Here is a 15,126-nt window from a genome sequence, read left to right as displayed (position 1 = left end):
ATGCGGGAATAGCTCAGTTGGTAGAGCACGACCTTGCCAAGGTCGGGGTCGCGAGTTCGAGTCTCGTTTCCCGCTCCAATTTTAAGCAGCGTTGCTTTCGGGCAAGGCTGAGTGAAGCCAGAGCCGACATCTTCGGATGCGGATTTGGGCACTGAAATACACACCATGTGTTTCAGTTAGCGTGTCCCCTTCGTCTAGTGGCCTAGGACACCGCCCTTTCACGGCGGTAACAGGGGTTCGAGTCCCCTAGGGGACGCCATTTGCGGGAATAGCTCAGTTGGTAGAGCACGACCTTGCCAAGGTCGGGGTCGCGAGTTCGAGTCTCGTTTCCCGCTCCATATTTAACGAAAACGCCGCTCAGCAATGAGCGGCGTTTTTGTTTGTGCGTGATCCATAAAAAAGGACCTCAAGGTCCTTTTTTTGTGGGTGCTGGAATCAACACGATCAACGCGTCGGACCCGCCATAACAGCGGGTCCGACAAGCGATCAGAGCTTCGGTAGCTGCCCGATGCGCCCCATCATTTCCGTCACGATCTGCAGGTCCAGCAGGAACTGGTCGACCGTCTTGAACTCGTTGTCGGTGTGGCCGGTGTATTTGACCTCAGGTCGAGCCAGGCCGAATTGCACCCCATTGGGCAGTTCGTGGACCGAGGTGGCGCCGGCGGAGGTGCCGTACTTGTGTTCCATGCCCAGGTTTTCGCTGGCTACGGCGAGCAAGGCCTTGACCCATTCACCTTCAGGATTGCGGTACATCGGCTCGGCGATCGAGTAGTCGAAGGCCACCGCTACGTCGGTCTTCTTGCTCCAGGCGCCAAGCTTGTCGGCGATTTCGCTCTTGAGGGTTTCCGGGGACTTGCCCTTTGGCACCCGCAGGTTGACCGCGAGCTTGAAGGTTTTGTCATCCATGGCGACATAGGTCAGGGAAGCGGTCAGCGGTCCCATGAAGGCGTCGGAAAAGCCAACCCCCAATTTCCCACCCTGGTAATCCAGGCCCCAGTTATCCGAGGCATAACGGGCGGCGTCGGTGATGTGGTTATGCTTGAGCGCGACCTTGCCGTCCTGGCTGTTGATGAACTCCAGCATCCTGGCCACCGGATTGACGCCGGACTCGGGCTCGGAGGAGTGTGCAGAAACGCCGGTGACCGTCAGTTTGACGTCTTTGCCATCGACCTTGGCGGTGACGTCGAAGTTGCCGCCATTGCGTTTGGCGTAATCGGCGCCGGACTTCTGCAGGCTGGCGGCCAATTCAGCAGGTTTCTCAGTCAAAAGGGTGACGACCGATGTCGACGGAATCTGGTTGGTGGCCATGCCGCCGGTCATCGAGATGATTTCAGCGCCCGTGCCCTCGGCCTTACGCTTGGCAAAGTTCGCCATCACGGTGCCGTAGCCTTTCTCGGCGATCACCACCGGGTAGCCGCCATCCAGCGCCAGGTTGTAGTTGGGTGTCGGGTTGTGTTCGAAGTAGTAAGGGATGGCGTCGCCGGTGGTTTCTTCGGTGGTGTCGACCAGCAGCTTGAAATTGCGCGCCAGCGGCAGCTTCTCTTCCTTGATGATCTTCATCGCATACAGCGCCACCACGATGCCGTTCTTGTCATCCTCGGTGCCCCGGCCATACATGCGGTCACCGATCAGGGTGACTTTGAACGGATCGAGTTTGGTGCCGTCTTTCAGGATCCAGTTCTCCGGCGTCACGGGCACGACGTCGGCATGCGCGTGAATGCCCACGACCTCATCGCTGCTGCCTTCAAGGGAGATTTCATAGACACGGTTGTCGATGTTGCGGAAGTTCAGGTTGAACGCCTGGGCCAGGCCCTTGATCTTCTCGGCGATCTTGATGAATTCGGGATTGTCATGCTGGTCAACGCCATCGACGCGGAAAGTCGGGATGGCCACCAGTTCGCGCAGGGTCTCGGTGGCTGCGGCGCCGTACTTGACTCGTGCGTAGAGGCCAAGCAGGCGATGGATTTCGTTCTGCTGTTCTGGCGTGAGGGTCTTGTTGCCGAGGAAGGCGCTGATGGCCGGGCCGAGATTGTCGGTTTTGCCGAGGTCGCTCGTGGCCAAGCCTCCCAGGAATTGCCGGAAATCTGTGACCGATGCATCGCTGAAGGTCTTGAGGATCGCCGCGCTCTGTTGCGGGGTGATGTTGGCCTGTGCGGTCAGAGTGAACGACGAAAGGCTGGCCAGAATCAGGGTTGACGCGGCCAGGTGCTTGAGTGAGAAATTCATTGCTGGGGGCATTCCTTTGCAGGCAGTTTGTGAGAGGTTTCTGATCGATGAGACAGAAACGTTTCCAACCTAACACTGTAACGGAGTGTTACGGGAGTCCTGAAGTGGGATCTGTCGCACAGAAATGCAAAAGCGGCGCAGAAACGAAAAAGGCCCGTCAGTCGAACTGAACGGGCCTTTTGCGTTTCAGACGGTTTTACATCGACAGAATCAGGCGCCCGGCGAACAGGATCAGAATCACCCCCATGGTGCGTTCGAACCAATGCCCCATGCGCATGAACAGCAGTCGCACCCGGGCGCTGGAAAAGAACAGCGCAACGATCACGAACCACAGCGCGTTCACAAAACACATCCACACCCCGTACAGCGCCTGGACCTTCAGCGGTGTGGTGGCGCTGATGATCGTTGTGAAAATCGCCAGGAAAAACAGCGTCGCCTTGGGGTTGGTCGCGTTGGTCAGAAACCCGGTGGTGAATGCCTTGAGCAACGTTTGCTCGACGACCGGCTCATCGCTGACTTTGTCTCCCTCAAGCACAGACTTGGGTTTACTGCGCAGCAGGCTGACACCGAGGTACAAAATGTAAGCACCGCCCACCACCTTGGCCACGGTCAATAGCCAGGGCGTCGTGTGCATCAACGCGCCGACCCCGAGCAGGGTGTAAAGCACGTGCACGGAAATCCCCGCACCAATGCCCAGTGCCGTGCAGATCCCGACCAATCGGCCGAAACGTACACTCTGACGGATGGTGACCGCGAAGTCCGGTCCCGGTGCAACCACAGCCAGAAAGTGAATGGTCGCCAGCGCCAGGAACTCGCCCAGGTAATTCGAAAGCATTTCAACTCCAGAAAGTAAGGGGTGAAGCATTGCCGCGATAGCCGACAAAGAACGAAAGGCTCAATCGCGGATCCGCCACGCCCGGCGTCACCGAGTGCATGCAGCGCGAATTGAACATGATGAAATCCCCCGGCTCAGGACGAATCTCCAGGGTCGGAGTGCCGAGCAGGGCCGGGTCGATGCCATAACTGTCGCCACGCATTTCGTCGAATTGATCCGGAGAAATGTCGTGGTCCCACATCTGCAGCGCGCCGCCCTCGCTCGGCATGTTCAGGTAAACGTTGCAGGCGAACTGCGCTTCCAGACTTCTGGCCTGGTAACTGTCCGGGGCGTCCTTGGCGAAAATGTCGTGATGGGCGAGGAAGCACACACCCGGTTTCACCACGCGGGACAGCCCGACATACATCTTGCGACCGTAGAGATTTTCCAGATGCGCGCCCGCCGGCCAGGACTCATCGAGCATGCAGCGCAGGGTGTCGACCGGGGACGAGTAGGGTGCGCAGCGGTTGCGCAACTCAGTGATGTTGCGCGAGGCATGCTCGAAATAATCTTCGATCAGCAACGGCTGGTTTTCCGCCTCATAAAACGCCATGCCGATGCGACCGATGCTCGGTGCATTGATATAGCCTTCGAAGCCGGGGGCAAGAATCTTGTCGCCAATCTGAATCGCCAGCGGCTGGGGCAACAGGCCTTTGACGCGGATGGCGAGGACTTCTTCGTTGGCCAGTTTTTTTATGCACGTCTCATCGAGACGCTCGACGTCAAGCATCATGTCTTAGGTCCATCTATAGATAGTCAACAGAACCCGCGAATGCAGGCTCCCCCGGGCGTCAGGCGATGACGAGGACGCCATCGCCCAAATGCTCAATCCACGCTGTAGTGGACTGACAGCGTTCCCTTTTTCAGTGAAAGGGAAGCGATCGTGACCGTGCCCAAATCCTTCAGGCTACGTACATGGGTGCCGCCGCAGCCGTAGGCGGGCAGTTCACCGAAACCAATTTCCCGGGCGCCTTCGCGCATCGACGTCAGGCGTGGCAAATCTTGGGCAACCCATTGCTCGATGGCGTGCTGAATCATCTCGGCCTCCACCTCTTTTGCCGACTCTGCCGGTTTGAATTGCACGCGTCCTTCGCCCGGCCAGTGATGGGCCTTGATCGGCATCCAGCCCAGCGCCTGGACAAAATGGCCGATCAGGTGCCCGGCCGAATGCATGCGCGAATTGAACTGGCGACGTGGCTCGTCAACCCGAATCTGGGTCATGCCGAGCTTCACCGGGTGGTCGACAAAATGAATGATCCGGTCCGGGTCCTGCATCACGCGCAGGACCTGGCTTTCGCCGATCCAGCCGGTATCGCAAGGCTGGCCGCCACCCTGGGGGTGAAACAGCGTGGCGCGCAGCACCACGGCAAACTCGTTCTCCTGGGGCGTGCAATCCAGGACTTCCACATTGGCCTTGAGGTCATCACTATGGAAAAAGAGGCGAAGCGTCATATTCCATGTCCTCATTAAAGTTTCTTTTTTTATTATATGAAGCGTGGAATTGCGTGATAATCCGTTCAAACATCAAAGGACTGTTGCGCTGTGAGCATAAATCTTCCACTGCCACTACTGGGTGAAATGGCAATATTCGTCAAGGTTGTCGAGACCGGCAGCTTTTCCGAAGCAGCTCGCCAATTGGGTTCTTCACCCTCGGCGGTGAGTCGCAGCATCTCCCGTCTGGAAAAGGCGCTGGCCACGCGATTGCTGCAGCGAACCACGCGCAAACTGCGCTTGAGCGACGGTGGCGAAGAGGTGTTCAAGCGTTGCCAGGAGATGGTCAGCGCGGCCAAGTCCGTGATGGAAATCAGCGGGCAGTTCACCCATGAAGCGGAAGGGCTGGTGCGGGTCAGCGTGCCCAAAGCGGTCGGCCGATTTGTGATTCACCCGCATATGCCGGAATTTCTGCGCCGTTATCCCAAAGTGGATGTGGAGTTGTTGCTGGAGGATCGACAGGTGGATCTGATCGACGACCACGTTGATCTGGCGATCCGTATTACCGATCGACCACCCGCTGGATTGGTCGGGCGGCAGTTGCTGACCATTGACCATTTGCTCTGCGCTACGCCGCAGTACCTGGCCGAACATGGCACGCCGACGCATCCCCATGACTTGCTCAACCACAGTTGCATCTACCTGGGTGAAACCCCGAGCGATGCGCGCTGGAAATTCAAGAAAGGCACCAAGGCTGTGACGGTCGGTGTCCGCGGCCGGTATGCGGCGAATCACACGGGCGTGCGACTGGGCGCGGTGTTGCAGCACATCGGGATTGGCAGCCTGCCGTACTTCACCGCGCGTTATGCGCTGGAGCAGGGGTTGATTGTGCAGGTGTTGCCGGACTGGACGTTCCTCGCGTCTTACCATGGCGGCGCCTGGTTGCTGCATTCGCCGACGCGCTATTTACCGCCGAAGTTGCGGGTGTTCATTGATTATCTGGTGGAGTGTCTGGAGAAGGAGCCGACGTTGGGCAAGCCAGGGAAGGCGGGGAAGGTCGCGGCGGAGTATGAGTTGCCTGAGAGTGACGGGTTGCTTTGACGGACGCCTTCGCGGGCAAGCCCGCTCCCACAGTGATGTGTGTGATGCCTGAGATTGCAGCTTCACCACAAAAACCTGTGGAGCGGGCTTGCCCGCGATGGCGGCTGCTCGAACACTACACCACTCGGAAATGCCATAAAAAAGGCCCGCATGATAACCATGCGGGCCTTTTGCATTTCCAGACGGGAATCAGTGCTTCGGCTCGTCGTTCGACATTGCCAGCAGCTGTTTTTCCTGGTTCCAGTCGAACGGTTCATCGTTCTGTTCAGCTTCGAAACGACGCTCTTCCAGTGCCTGGTACAAGTCGATTTCATCATCGGGCATGTAATGCAGGCAGTCACCGGCGAAGTACCACAGCAGGTCGCGCGGGACCAGGTGGGCAATTTGCGGGTAGCGAGTGATCACCTGGCACAGAATGTCCTGGCCCAGGTATTGGCTTTCGATCGGGTCGACCGGCAGCAATGCACGCAGTTCGTCGAAGCGCTCCAGGAACAAGGCATGGCTTTCTTCGGGAACCTGTTCGGCCTCACCTACGGCGACCAGGATGCTGCGCAGGTGGTCGAGCAAGACAAGATGATCGGCAACGACGTTGGACACGAGATAAGTCCTCAAGAGCAAAACGGGCGCGGGAGTATAAAGCCCCCACGCCCCTTTTTACAGGATCAGCGGACCTTTCCGTCGGCCAGCGTGAGTTCCTCTTTGTCGAAATCATCGACATCGATCACCTTGCGCCGCGCGGTTTCGGCTTCACGCAGGGTCTGCGCTTCCACCGCTTGCAACACCCCAGCCTCCAGCCCTGCATCGATGACATGTTCGCCGGCAGCCGGTTTAACCTGACCGCTTTTGAGTGCCACGTGCAGTTTTTTCTGCAACGGCTGCGCCGCGTTCAACAGGTTGCAGGCATGTTGCAGGGCACCGACCGCGTCGTCCGCCGACTGCGGACGGTAGCAACCGCCGAGCAGTTCTTCGAGCGTCGGATCGCCTTTGGCACGGCCAATCACTGCGGCGACTTCGGCACCGAGTTTGTCCGATGGGCCTTTGTGACGACGGCCGAACGTGAACACGATCACCCGCAACAGGCAACCCAGCACCTTGTTCGGGAAGTTGCTCAGCAATTCATCCAGCGCACGTTCCGACTGGCTAAGGCTTTCTTCCATGGCCCAGGTAAACAGTGGCGCCATGTGCTCCGGCGAATCGAGATCGTGATAACGCTTGAGCGCGGCGGAAGCGAGGTACATGTTGCTGAGCACATCCCCAAGACGCGCCGACAGACGTTCGCGACGTTTCAGTTCACCGCCCAGCAGCATCATGCTGAGGTCGGCGAGCATGGCGAACGCAGCGGCCTGACGATTAAGCGCGCGGAAGTAACCCTGACTGAGCTTGTTCCCGGGCGCATGTTCGAAGTGCCCGAAGCCGAGGTTCAGCACCAGCGTGCTGGCCGCGTTGCTCACAGCGAAACCGATGTGCTTGAGCAACAGCCCATCGAACTCGGTGAGTGCCTGATCCTTGTCTTCACGGCCGGCGAGGGCCATTTCCTTGAGCACGAACGGATGGCAGCGAATGGCGCCCTGACCGAAGATCATCAGGTTGCGAGAGAGAATGTTCGCGCCTTCGACGGTGATGAAGATGGGCGCGCCGTTCCAGCTGCGACCGAGGTAGTTGTTCGGCCCCATGATGATCGCCTTGCCGCCGTGGACGTCCATGGCGTGGCTGATGCACTCGCGGCCGCGTTCGGTGAGGTGGTACTTGAGAATCGCCGACAGCACTGACGGTTTCTCGCCCAGGTCCACCGCGTTGGCGGTGAGCATCCGGGCGGCGTCCATCATCCAGGCATTGCCGCCGATGCGCGCCATGGCTTCCTGGATACCTTCGAACGCCGACAGTGGCACGTTGAATTGTTCACGCACCTGCGCGTACTGACCGGTCACCAGACTGGTGAACTTGGCCGCGCCGGTGCCGACTGCCGGCAGGGAAATCGAACGCCCGACCGACAGGCAGTTCATCAGCATCATCCAGCCCTTGCCGAGCATTTCCTGGCCGCCGATGAGGAAGTCCAGCGGCACGAAGACGTCCTTGCCGGAGTTCGGACCATTCATGAAGGCGGCACCCAGCGGCAGGTGACGGCGGCCGATTTCAACACCGGCGGTGTCGGTCGGGATCAGCGCCAGGCTGATGCCCAGGTCTTCCTTGTCACCGAGCAAATGGTCCGGGTCATAGGCCTTGAAGGCCAGGCCGAGGAGGGTGGCCACCGGGCCCAGCGTGATGTAACGCTTTTCCCAGTTCAGACGCAGACCGAGGGTTTCCTTGCCTTCCCATTCACCTTTGCAGATCACCCCGGTGTCAGGCATGGCGCCGGCATCGGAGCCCGCCAGCGGACCGGTCAGTGCGAAGCACGGGATGTCGTCACCACGGGCCAGCCGTGGCAGGTAATGGTTACGTTGTTCGTCGGTGCCGTAATGCAGCAGCAGTTCGGCGGGGCCAAGCGAGTTGGGGACCATCACGGTGGAGGCGAGGTCGCCACTGCGGGTCGCCAGTTTCATCGCCACCTGGGAGTGGGCATAGGCCGAGAAGCCCTTGCCGCCGAACTCCTTGGGAATGATCAGCGCAAAGAAGCCGTTTTCCTTGATGTGGGTCCAGGCTTCGGGCGGCAGGTCCATGTCTTGCCCGATCTGCCAGTCGGTGACCATGGCGCAGAGTTCTTCGGTCGGACCGTCGATAAAGGCCTGTTCCTCTTCACTCAGCTGCACTTTCGGGTAGGAAAGCAGCTTGTTCCAGTCCGGGCGGCCGCTGAACAGTTCGCCGTCCCACCATACGGTCCCGGCGTCGATCGCATCGCGTTCGGTTTGCGACATCGGCGGCAGGGTTTTCTGGAACCAGCTGAACAGCGGCGCGCTGAAGTATTTGCGACGCAGATCGGGCAGCAACAACGGCGCCGCGACGGCTGCGATCAACACCCAGAACACCAGCAGCAGCCAGCCTGGCGCGCGGCTGAAGGCACCCATCGCGACAACATAGACGGCGACGATGCACAGGGCAGGCAGGGGGGCGACGCGACGGTGGGCTAGATAAGCTATCCCGATAACCAGAACCAGTATCCACAACAGCAGCATATTTAATCCTCCGTGAACCAGGGCAAAACCAACCTTCAGAGCTTAGACGGCATCCGCAAAACAGGGTGGTCGGAGCGAGGTGATTGAATTCGTGGGAAACCACCGATGAGTTTTGTAGGTTGGGTTGGCAACACGCCCGGGAAATCGTTCGGTTCCTACGCGGCTATGCGCCCATGTTTGGCCGAAACGTCGTTATCTCTGTGCTGAGGGTGTCGCTAGACTCGTGGCTTCCCCAGGAGATTGTTCTCATGCACGAGTATCTGAGTCCCGGCCGCTTCATCGATAGTGACCACCCCTCGGTGGTGGAGTTCGCCGAAAAACATCGGGGCGCCAGTCGCGATCCGCTTGAGCAAGCGATCAACCTCTATTACGCCGTGCGCGAGGCCGTGCGCTACAACCCCTATACGTTCAGTCGCGACCCGGATACGTTGCGCGGCAGTTATGCCTTGGCGGCCGGGGAAAGTTATTGCGTGCCCAAGGCCACGCTTCTGGCCGGTGCCGCGCGACATTGCGGGATCCCGGCTCGCATCGGTCTGGCGGACGTGCGCAACCATCTGTCGACCCCGCGGTTGCTCGAATTGCTGAGGAGCGACGTGTTCGCCATGCACGGCTATACGGAGCTGTATCTGAACGGTCGCTGGGTCAAGGCGACGCCGGCCTTCAACCAGAAACTCTGTGAATTGTTCAATGTGGCGCCGCTGGAATTCGACGGCATCAACGACAGCGTTTTTCATCCCTTCAACCGCGACGGCGAGCAGCTGATGGAGTACCTGATCGATCACGGCCAGTTTACCGACGTGCCTGAAACGTTCTTTTTCGAGCACCTGGAAAAGTGCTATCCACATCTCTTCAGCGACACACTGCCAGCGTTGCTGGGTGATATGCAGAGCGATTTGAGCCGCGCCTGATCCGGCGTATGCTGCCTGCGCATTCATCCATAAAGAGGCGGTCATGCTGAAGATCTGGGGTCGGAAAAATTCGTCGAATGTCAGAAAGCCATTGTGGGCCGCCGAGGAACTGGGCCTGGCCTATGAAGCCATCGATGCGGGCGGCGCCTTTGGTGTGGTCGATACGCCGCAGTACCGGGCGATGAATCCAAACGGCCGCGTGCCGGTGATCGAAGACGACGGCTTCGTGCTCTGGGAATCGAACGCGATCGTGCGTTACCTGATGGCCAGCCACGCCGATGGCACGGCCTGGTATCCGGTGGATTTGAAAGCCCGCGCTGCTGCTGACAAGTGGATGGACTGGACCACCTCAAGTTTTGCCGGCCCGTTCCGCACCGTGTTCTGGGGCGTGTTGCGCACACCGGAAGACAAGCAGGACTGGCCCGCCATCAATGCCGCGATCAAGGAATGCGATGACCTGCTGGTGATGGCCGACCAGGCATTGGCGGCCAAGCCGTACCTGTCCGGCGACGAAATCGGCATGGGCGACATCCCTCTCGGCAGTTTCATTTATGCCTGGTTCGAGATGCCGATCGAGCGTGCGCCGCACCCTCATCTTGAAGCCTGGTACGCACGACTGAAACAGCGTCCGGCGTATAAAAAAGCCGTTATGACCGCGTTGACTTAATACTCACTATCGACACACTTGACTGTACTTGTGTGGCGGCGACAAGCACCATTGCGCTCGTGCGCCGCGGTTGTATTGCTCGCCGCCCGCCCATAGTTATCCCTTTCTTCCCTTCTTGGTGCGTAAATCCGATATGAGTTCCGCTCTGTCCATCCGGCAGTTAACCAAAACCTACGGCAACGGTTTCCAGGCCTTGAGTGGTATCGATCTGGACGTCGCCGAAGGTGACTTTTTCGCCTTGCTCGGCCCTAACGGTGCCGGCAAATCCACGACCATCGGCATTCTCTCGACCCTGGTGAACAAGACCAGCGGCACCGTGAATATCTTCGGTCACGACCTGGACAAGAATCCTGCGCAGCTCAAGCGCTCCATCGGCGTGGTGCCCCAGGAATTCAACTTCAACCAGTTCGAAAAAACCTTCGACATCGTCGTGACCCAGGCCGGTTACTACGGCATCCCGCCGAAGATCGCCAAGGAGCGCGCCGAACAGTATCTGACCCAGCTCGGGCTGTGGGACAAGCGCGATGTGCCGTCGCGTTCGCTGTCCGGCGGCATGAAGCGGCGCTTGATGATCGCCCGCGCACTGGTTCACGAACCGCGCTTGCTGATCCTCGACGAACCGACCGCGGGTGTTGATATCGAACTGCGTCGCTCGATGTGGACCTTCCTCACCGAGCTGAACCAGAAAGGCATCACCATCATCCTCACCACCCACTACCTGGAAGAGGCTGAGCAGTTGTGCCGCAACATCGGGATCATCGACCACGGCACCATTGTCGAGAACACCAGCATGAAACAGCTGCTCGGCCAGCTGCATGTGGAAACCTTTCTGCTCGACCTCAAGAACACGCTGAGCGTTGCGCCGCAGTTGCTCGGTTACCCGACCAAGCTGCTCGACAGCCACACCCTCGAAGTTCAGGTCGACAAGGCCATGGGCATCACCGCGCTGTTCACCCAGTTGGCGCAGCAGAACATCGAAGTGCTGAGCCTGCGTAACAAAACCAATCGCCTTGAGGAGTTGTTCGTGTCCCTGGTGGAGAAAAATCTGTCGAAGGTGGCGGTATGAGTTCCGAGCTGCAACCCAACCTCGTTGCCCTCAACACTATCGTTTACCGCGAGGTGAAGCGCTTTACCCGGATCTGGCCGCAGACCCTGCTGCCGCCGGCAATCACCATGGTCCTGTACTTCGTGATCTTCGGTAACCTGATCGGCCGGCAGATCGGTGACATGGGTGGCTTCACCTATATGGAATACATCGTGCCGGGCCTGATCATGATGTCGGTGATCACCAACTCCTACGGCAACGTGGTGTCGAGTTTCTTCGGCAGCAAGTTCCAGCGTTCCATCGAGGAATTGATGGTGTCGCCGGTGTCACCCCATACGATTTTGATCGGTTACACCTTGGGCGGCGTGCTGCGCGGCTTGATGGTCGGGCTCATCGTGACCCTGCTGTCACTGTTCTTCACCGAGTTGCAGGTGCATCACCTGGGAGTGACCATTCTGGTGGTGGTGCTGACGGCGACGATCTTCTCGCTGCTGGGCTTCATCAACGCCGTGTTTGCACGCAACTTCGATGACATCTCGATCATCCCGACTTTCGTGCTAACACCGCTGACGTACCTGGGCGGGGTGTTCTACTCGATCAGCTTGCTGCCGCCGTTCTGGCAGACCGTGTCCCTGGCGAACCCGGTGCTGCACATGGTCAACGCCTTCCGCTACGGCATTCTTGGCGTTTCGGACATCAGGATCAGCGTGGCGATTACCTTCATGCTGGTGGCGACCGTGGTTTTGTACATCGGTTGTGCGCGGCTGCTGGTCAGTGGGCGCGGGATGCGTACCTAAAGTAAGACCGCGAAGGCGTCAGCCCAGACACCACAAAAAAACGGCCTCCATAATTGGAGGCCGTTTTGCATTTACTGCATCCGGTTTTTCTTGCGCCGTTTCCACTGCCGGCTCACCCACCAGCGCCAATACATCATCACCAGGCAATAGGCGAGGGCGCCCAGCACCAGACCCGTCACCACCGATCCCAACAGAAATGGCTGCCACAGAGTAGACAGCTCGCCGCTGATCCACTCCCAGGTCAGCTCGTCCGGCAAATGCCTGGCTGGCACATCCATCAACCACGCCCCAGTCTGATAAGTGCAGAAGAACACTGCAGGCATGGTGATCGGATTGGTCAGCCAGACCAGGCTGACGGCAATGGGCATGTTGCCCCGCACCACAATTGCCAGAATGGCCGCGACCAGCATCTGCAACGGAATGGGCAGGAAAGCCGCGAACAGACCCACCGCCATGGCCCGTGCGACGGAATGACGGTTGAGGTGCCAGAGGTTCGGGTCATGCAGCAGGGTGCCGAGAAAGCGTAAGGATTTGTGCTCCCTGATGCTGGTCGGGTCTGGCATGTAACGTTTGAATAAGCGCCGGGGCATAAGGCTTCTCGGTCGGTTAAGGCGGCAAGTATGTCTGGATTCCATGAATCGCCCATTCAGACTTTGTGACAATTAATAACCGTGCGCGTGCGTTCGGGCAGCTATGCCTAGGGTGGGACTCTCAAGGACGGGCGTATGCGCACAGGGATGATGGCGCTGGCGTTGGGTCTGCTGGCCCTGCGGTTTTTACCGGTTTTACCGCCGGTCTGGTTATGGATGTTGCTGCCGGTTGTGGGTTTGATGCTGCTGCCGTTTCGGACTTACCCGTTGGCGTTCTTCCTGTTCGGTTTCAGTTGGGCGTGCGCAAGTGCGCAATGGGCGCTGGATGATCGCCTGCCGCTGAAGCTCGACGGAGAGACTCGTTGGGTCGAAGGTCGGGTGACGGGCCTGCCGCAGAATGCCGAAGGTGTGGTGCGCTTCGAGCTGACCGACAGTCAGTCCCGAAGCACCCGGCTGCCCCGGCACCTACGTCTTGCCTGGTATGACGGACCGCCCGTCAACAGTGGCGAACGCTGGCGACTGGCGGTCAAATTGAAGCGTCCTGCCGGGCTGCTCAATCCGCATGCCTTCGACTACGACGCCTGGCTGTTGGCGCAACGCATCGGCGCTACCGGGACGGTCAAGGATGGCCAGCGGCTTGCCTCCGCCCAATGGGCCTGGCGCGACAGCATTCGCCAACGCTTGCAAGCCGTCGATGCCCAAGGCCGGACGGGGGCGCTGACAGCCTTGGTATTGGGCGACGGCGGCGGGCTGAGCCGAGAGGATTGGCAGGTGCTGCAAGACACCGGCACCGTGCATCTATTGGTGATTTCCGGGCAGCACATCGGGCTGCTGGCGGGGCTGGTGTATCTGCTGATCGCCGGGCTGGCCCGCTATGGTCTGTGGCCGAGCCGTTTGCCCTGGTTGCCATGGGCCTGCGGATTGGCGTTTGCTGCCGCGCTGGGTTACGGGTTGCTGGCCGGTTTCGAGGTGCCGGTGCGGCGGGCCTGCGTGATGATCGGTCTGGTGCTGTTGTGGCGGCTGCGGTTTCATCACCTCGGCGCCTGGTGGCCGCTGTTGCTGGCGCTCAACGGCGTTTTAGTGCTCGACCCGCTGGCGAGCCTGCAGCCGGGGTTCTGGTTGTCCTTCGCGGCGGTGGCGGTGTTGATCTTCTCCTTTGGTGGGCGGCTGGGCCCCTGGCGCTGGTGGCAAACCTGGACCCGGGCGCAATGGCTGATTGCGATCGGACTGTGCCCGTTGCTATTGATCCTCGGGTTGCCGATCAGCGTCAGCGGGCCGGTGGCCAATTTGCTGGCGGTGCCCTGGGTCAGTCTGGTGGTATTGCCGCCAGCCTTGCTCGGGACGTTGTTATTGCCGCTGCCTTATGTGGGCGAGGGATTGCTATGGCTGGCGGGCGGTCTGGTCGACCTTTTGTTCAAGGGGCTGGCATTGATGGCCGGACGATTGCCCGCCTGGGTCCCGGTCGCGGTGCCGGTGTGGATTTGGGCGCTCGGCATGTTGGGGGCCTTTCTTCTATTACTGCCCAGCGGTGTGCCGTTGCGCCCATTGGGTTGGCCGCTGCTGTTGTTGCTGGCTTTTCCACCTCGCCCGATGCTTGCCGAAGGCGTCGCGGACGTCTGGCAACTGGACGTCGGCCAGGGCCTGGCCATTCTCGTGCGCACCCGCCATCACACATTGCTGTATGACACCGGGCCGCGTTTCGGAGATTTCGACCTTGGAGAGCGAGTGGTCCTGCCGACATTGCGCAAACTGGGCGTGGCCGGGATCGACCTGATGCTCATCAGTCACGCTGACGCCGATCATGCCGGCGGTGCACGCGCGGTCGCCTACGGATTGCCGGTGGCGCGGGTCCTGAGCGGCGATCCCGAAGCGCTGCCAGCCGAATTGCACGCCGAGGGCTGTGAAAGCGGCCGGCGATGGAACTGGGACGGTGTGAACTTCCAGCTCTGGCAATGGACATCCGCCCACGACAGCAATCAAAAATCCTGTGTTTTGCAGATCGAAGCCAATGGCGAGCGATTGCTGTTGACCGGCGACATCGACACCGCTGCCGAACGGGCGTTGCTCGACAGTCCGCTCGCCGTGCCGACCGATTGGCTGCAATCGCCGCACCACGGCAGCCGCAGTTCCTCTTCGATGGCGCTGCTCACCGCGTTGCAACCCACGGCTGTACTGATTTCCCGCGGCCAGGGCAATTCCTTTGGTCACCCGCATCCCACGGTCATAGCGCGTTATCAAAAGCGCGGGATGGCGATCTACGACAGCGCCGCGCATGGCGCCATTCGTCTGCAACTGGGACGGTTCAAGCCGCCATGGACGATGCGTCTGGAACGGCATTTCTGGCGTGATCCGCCACTGTCCGGCCCATAACCGCAAG

At 59.7% G+C, this 15,126-nt stretch carries 13 protein-coding genes and 3 tRNA genes; 9 read left to right on the top strand and 7 right to left on the bottom strand.

The annotated features are described in order from the left end of the window. Window positions 1-2: 2 nt before the first annotated feature. The 3 genes from ACA060_RS21195 to ACA060_RS21185 all read left to right on the top strand — a co-directional run bounded on the left by ACA060_RS21195 (window position 3) and on the right by ACA060_RS21185 (window position 338). Window positions 3-78: transfer RNA gene (locus ACA060_RS21195), tRNA-Gly, on the top strand. Between the two features lie 105 nt (window positions 79-183). Then, a tRNA-Glu gene (locus tag ACA060_RS21190) sits at window positions 184-259 on the top strand. A gap of 3 nt (window positions 260-262) precedes the next feature. Next, window positions 263-338 (top strand) — tRNA-Gly (locus ACA060_RS21185). Window positions 339-486: 148 nt separating this feature from the next. Here the strand turns inward: ACA060_RS21185 and ACA060_RS21180 are convergent. The 4 genes from ACA060_RS21180 to ACA060_RS21165 all read right to left on the bottom strand — a co-directional run bounded on the left by ACA060_RS21180 (window position 487) and on the right by ACA060_RS21165 (window position 4,552). After that, entirely contained in the window at window positions 487-2,226 is a 1,740-nt protein-coding gene (locus ACA060_RS21180) for a dipeptidase (RefSeq protein WP_497312999.1), read from the bottom strand. 196 nt (window positions 2,227-2,422) lie between these two features. Then, complete coding sequence (locus tag ACA060_RS21175; RefSeq protein ID WP_109633890.1) at window positions 2,423-3,061, bottom strand: LysE family translocator; 639 nt, start codon at window positions 3,059-3,061, stop codon at window positions 2,423-2,425. 1 nt (window position 3,062) lies between these two features. After that, window positions 3,063-3,833, bottom strand: coding sequence for a 2OG-Fe(II)-dependent halogenase WelO5 family protein (locus ACA060_RS21170; protein WP_109633888.1), 771 nt, complete (start codon window positions 3,831-3,833; stop codon window positions 3,063-3,065). A 92-nt stretch (window positions 3,834-3,925) separates the two neighbouring features. Then, entirely contained in the window at window positions 3,926-4,552 is a 627-nt protein-coding gene (locus ACA060_RS21165) for an alanyl-tRNA editing protein (protein ID WP_497312997.1), read from the bottom strand. A 90-nt stretch (window positions 4,553-4,642) separates the two neighbouring features. Here ACA060_RS21165 and ACA060_RS21160 point away from each other — a divergent pair, with 90 nt between their 5' ends. After that, window positions 4,643-5,632, top strand: coding sequence for a LysR family transcriptional regulator (locus ACA060_RS21160; protein WP_497312995.1), 990 nt, complete (start codon window positions 4,643-4,645; stop codon window positions 5,630-5,632). Between the two features lie 189 nt (window positions 5,633-5,821). On the opposite strand, the gene ACA060_RS21155 is transcribed toward ACA060_RS21160, so the two are convergent. Then, window positions 5,822-6,229, bottom strand: coding sequence for a PA2817 family protein (locus ACA060_RS21155; protein ID WP_010461909.1), 408 nt, complete (start codon window positions 6,227-6,229; stop codon window positions 5,822-5,824). A gap of 65 nt (window positions 6,230-6,294) precedes the next feature. After that, window positions 6,295-8,742, bottom strand: a complete 2,448-nt coding sequence (locus ACA060_RS21150; protein ID WP_497312993.1) for an acyl-CoA dehydrogenase — start codon at window positions 8,740-8,742, stop codon at window positions 6,295-6,297. 248 nt (window positions 8,743-8,990) lie between these two features. On the opposite strand from ACA060_RS21150, the gene ACA060_RS21145 reads away from it, so the two are divergent. The 4 genes from ACA060_RS21145 (at window position 8,991) to ACA060_RS21130 (ending at window position 12,159) form a co-directional block, all read left to right on the top strand. Then, window positions 8,991-9,650, top strand: a complete 660-nt coding sequence (locus ACA060_RS21145; protein ID WP_497312991.1) for a transglutaminase-like domain-containing protein — start codon at window positions 8,991-8,993, stop codon at window positions 9,648-9,650. A gap of 43 nt (window positions 9,651-9,693) precedes the next feature. Further along, window positions 9,694-10,317 (top strand): glutathione S-transferase family protein, encoded by a 624-nt coding sequence (locus ACA060_RS21140; RefSeq protein ID WP_497312989.1) that lies wholly within the window; start codon window positions 9,694-9,696, stop codon window positions 10,315-10,317. Window positions 10,318-10,450: 133 nt separating this feature from the next. Next, window positions 10,451-11,383 carry an ABC transporter ATP-binding protein gene (locus ACA060_RS21135; RefSeq protein ID WP_109633878.1) on the top strand — a complete coding sequence of 311 codons (933 nt, stop codon included), beginning with the start codon at window positions 10,451-10,453 and terminating at the stop codon, window positions 11,381-11,383. Continuing rightward, on the top strand, window positions 11,380-12,159 hold the full coding sequence (locus ACA060_RS21130) for an ABC transporter permease (protein ID WP_010461900.1): 780 nt from the start codon (window positions 11,380-11,382) through the stop codon (window positions 12,157-12,159). The genes ACA060_RS21135 and ACA060_RS21130 overlap by 4 nt, the downstream gene beginning before the upstream one ends. 71 nt (window positions 12,160-12,230) lie before the next feature. Here ACA060_RS21130 and ACA060_RS21125 read toward each other — a convergent pair whose 3' ends face one another. Beyond that, window positions 12,231-12,749, bottom strand: a complete 519-nt coding sequence (locus tag ACA060_RS21125; RefSeq protein ID WP_497312986.1) for a DUF2062 domain-containing protein — start codon at window positions 12,747-12,749, stop codon at window positions 12,231-12,233. A gap of 135 nt (window positions 12,750-12,884) precedes the next feature. Here ACA060_RS21125 and ACA060_RS21120 point away from each other — a divergent pair, with 135 nt between their 5' ends. Next, window positions 12,885-15,119 (top strand): DNA internalization-related competence protein ComEC/Rec2, encoded by a 2,235-nt coding sequence (locus ACA060_RS21120; protein ID WP_497312984.1) that lies wholly within the window; start codon window positions 12,885-12,887, stop codon window positions 15,117-15,119. Window positions 15,120-15,126 lie beyond the last annotated feature (7 nt).

Source organism: Pseudomonas sp. LBUM1671 (genome assembly GCF_059695685.1).
The sequence above is the reverse complement of the archived record's forward strand: the minus strand, read 5'-3'. Positions and strand labels throughout refer to the sequence as shown.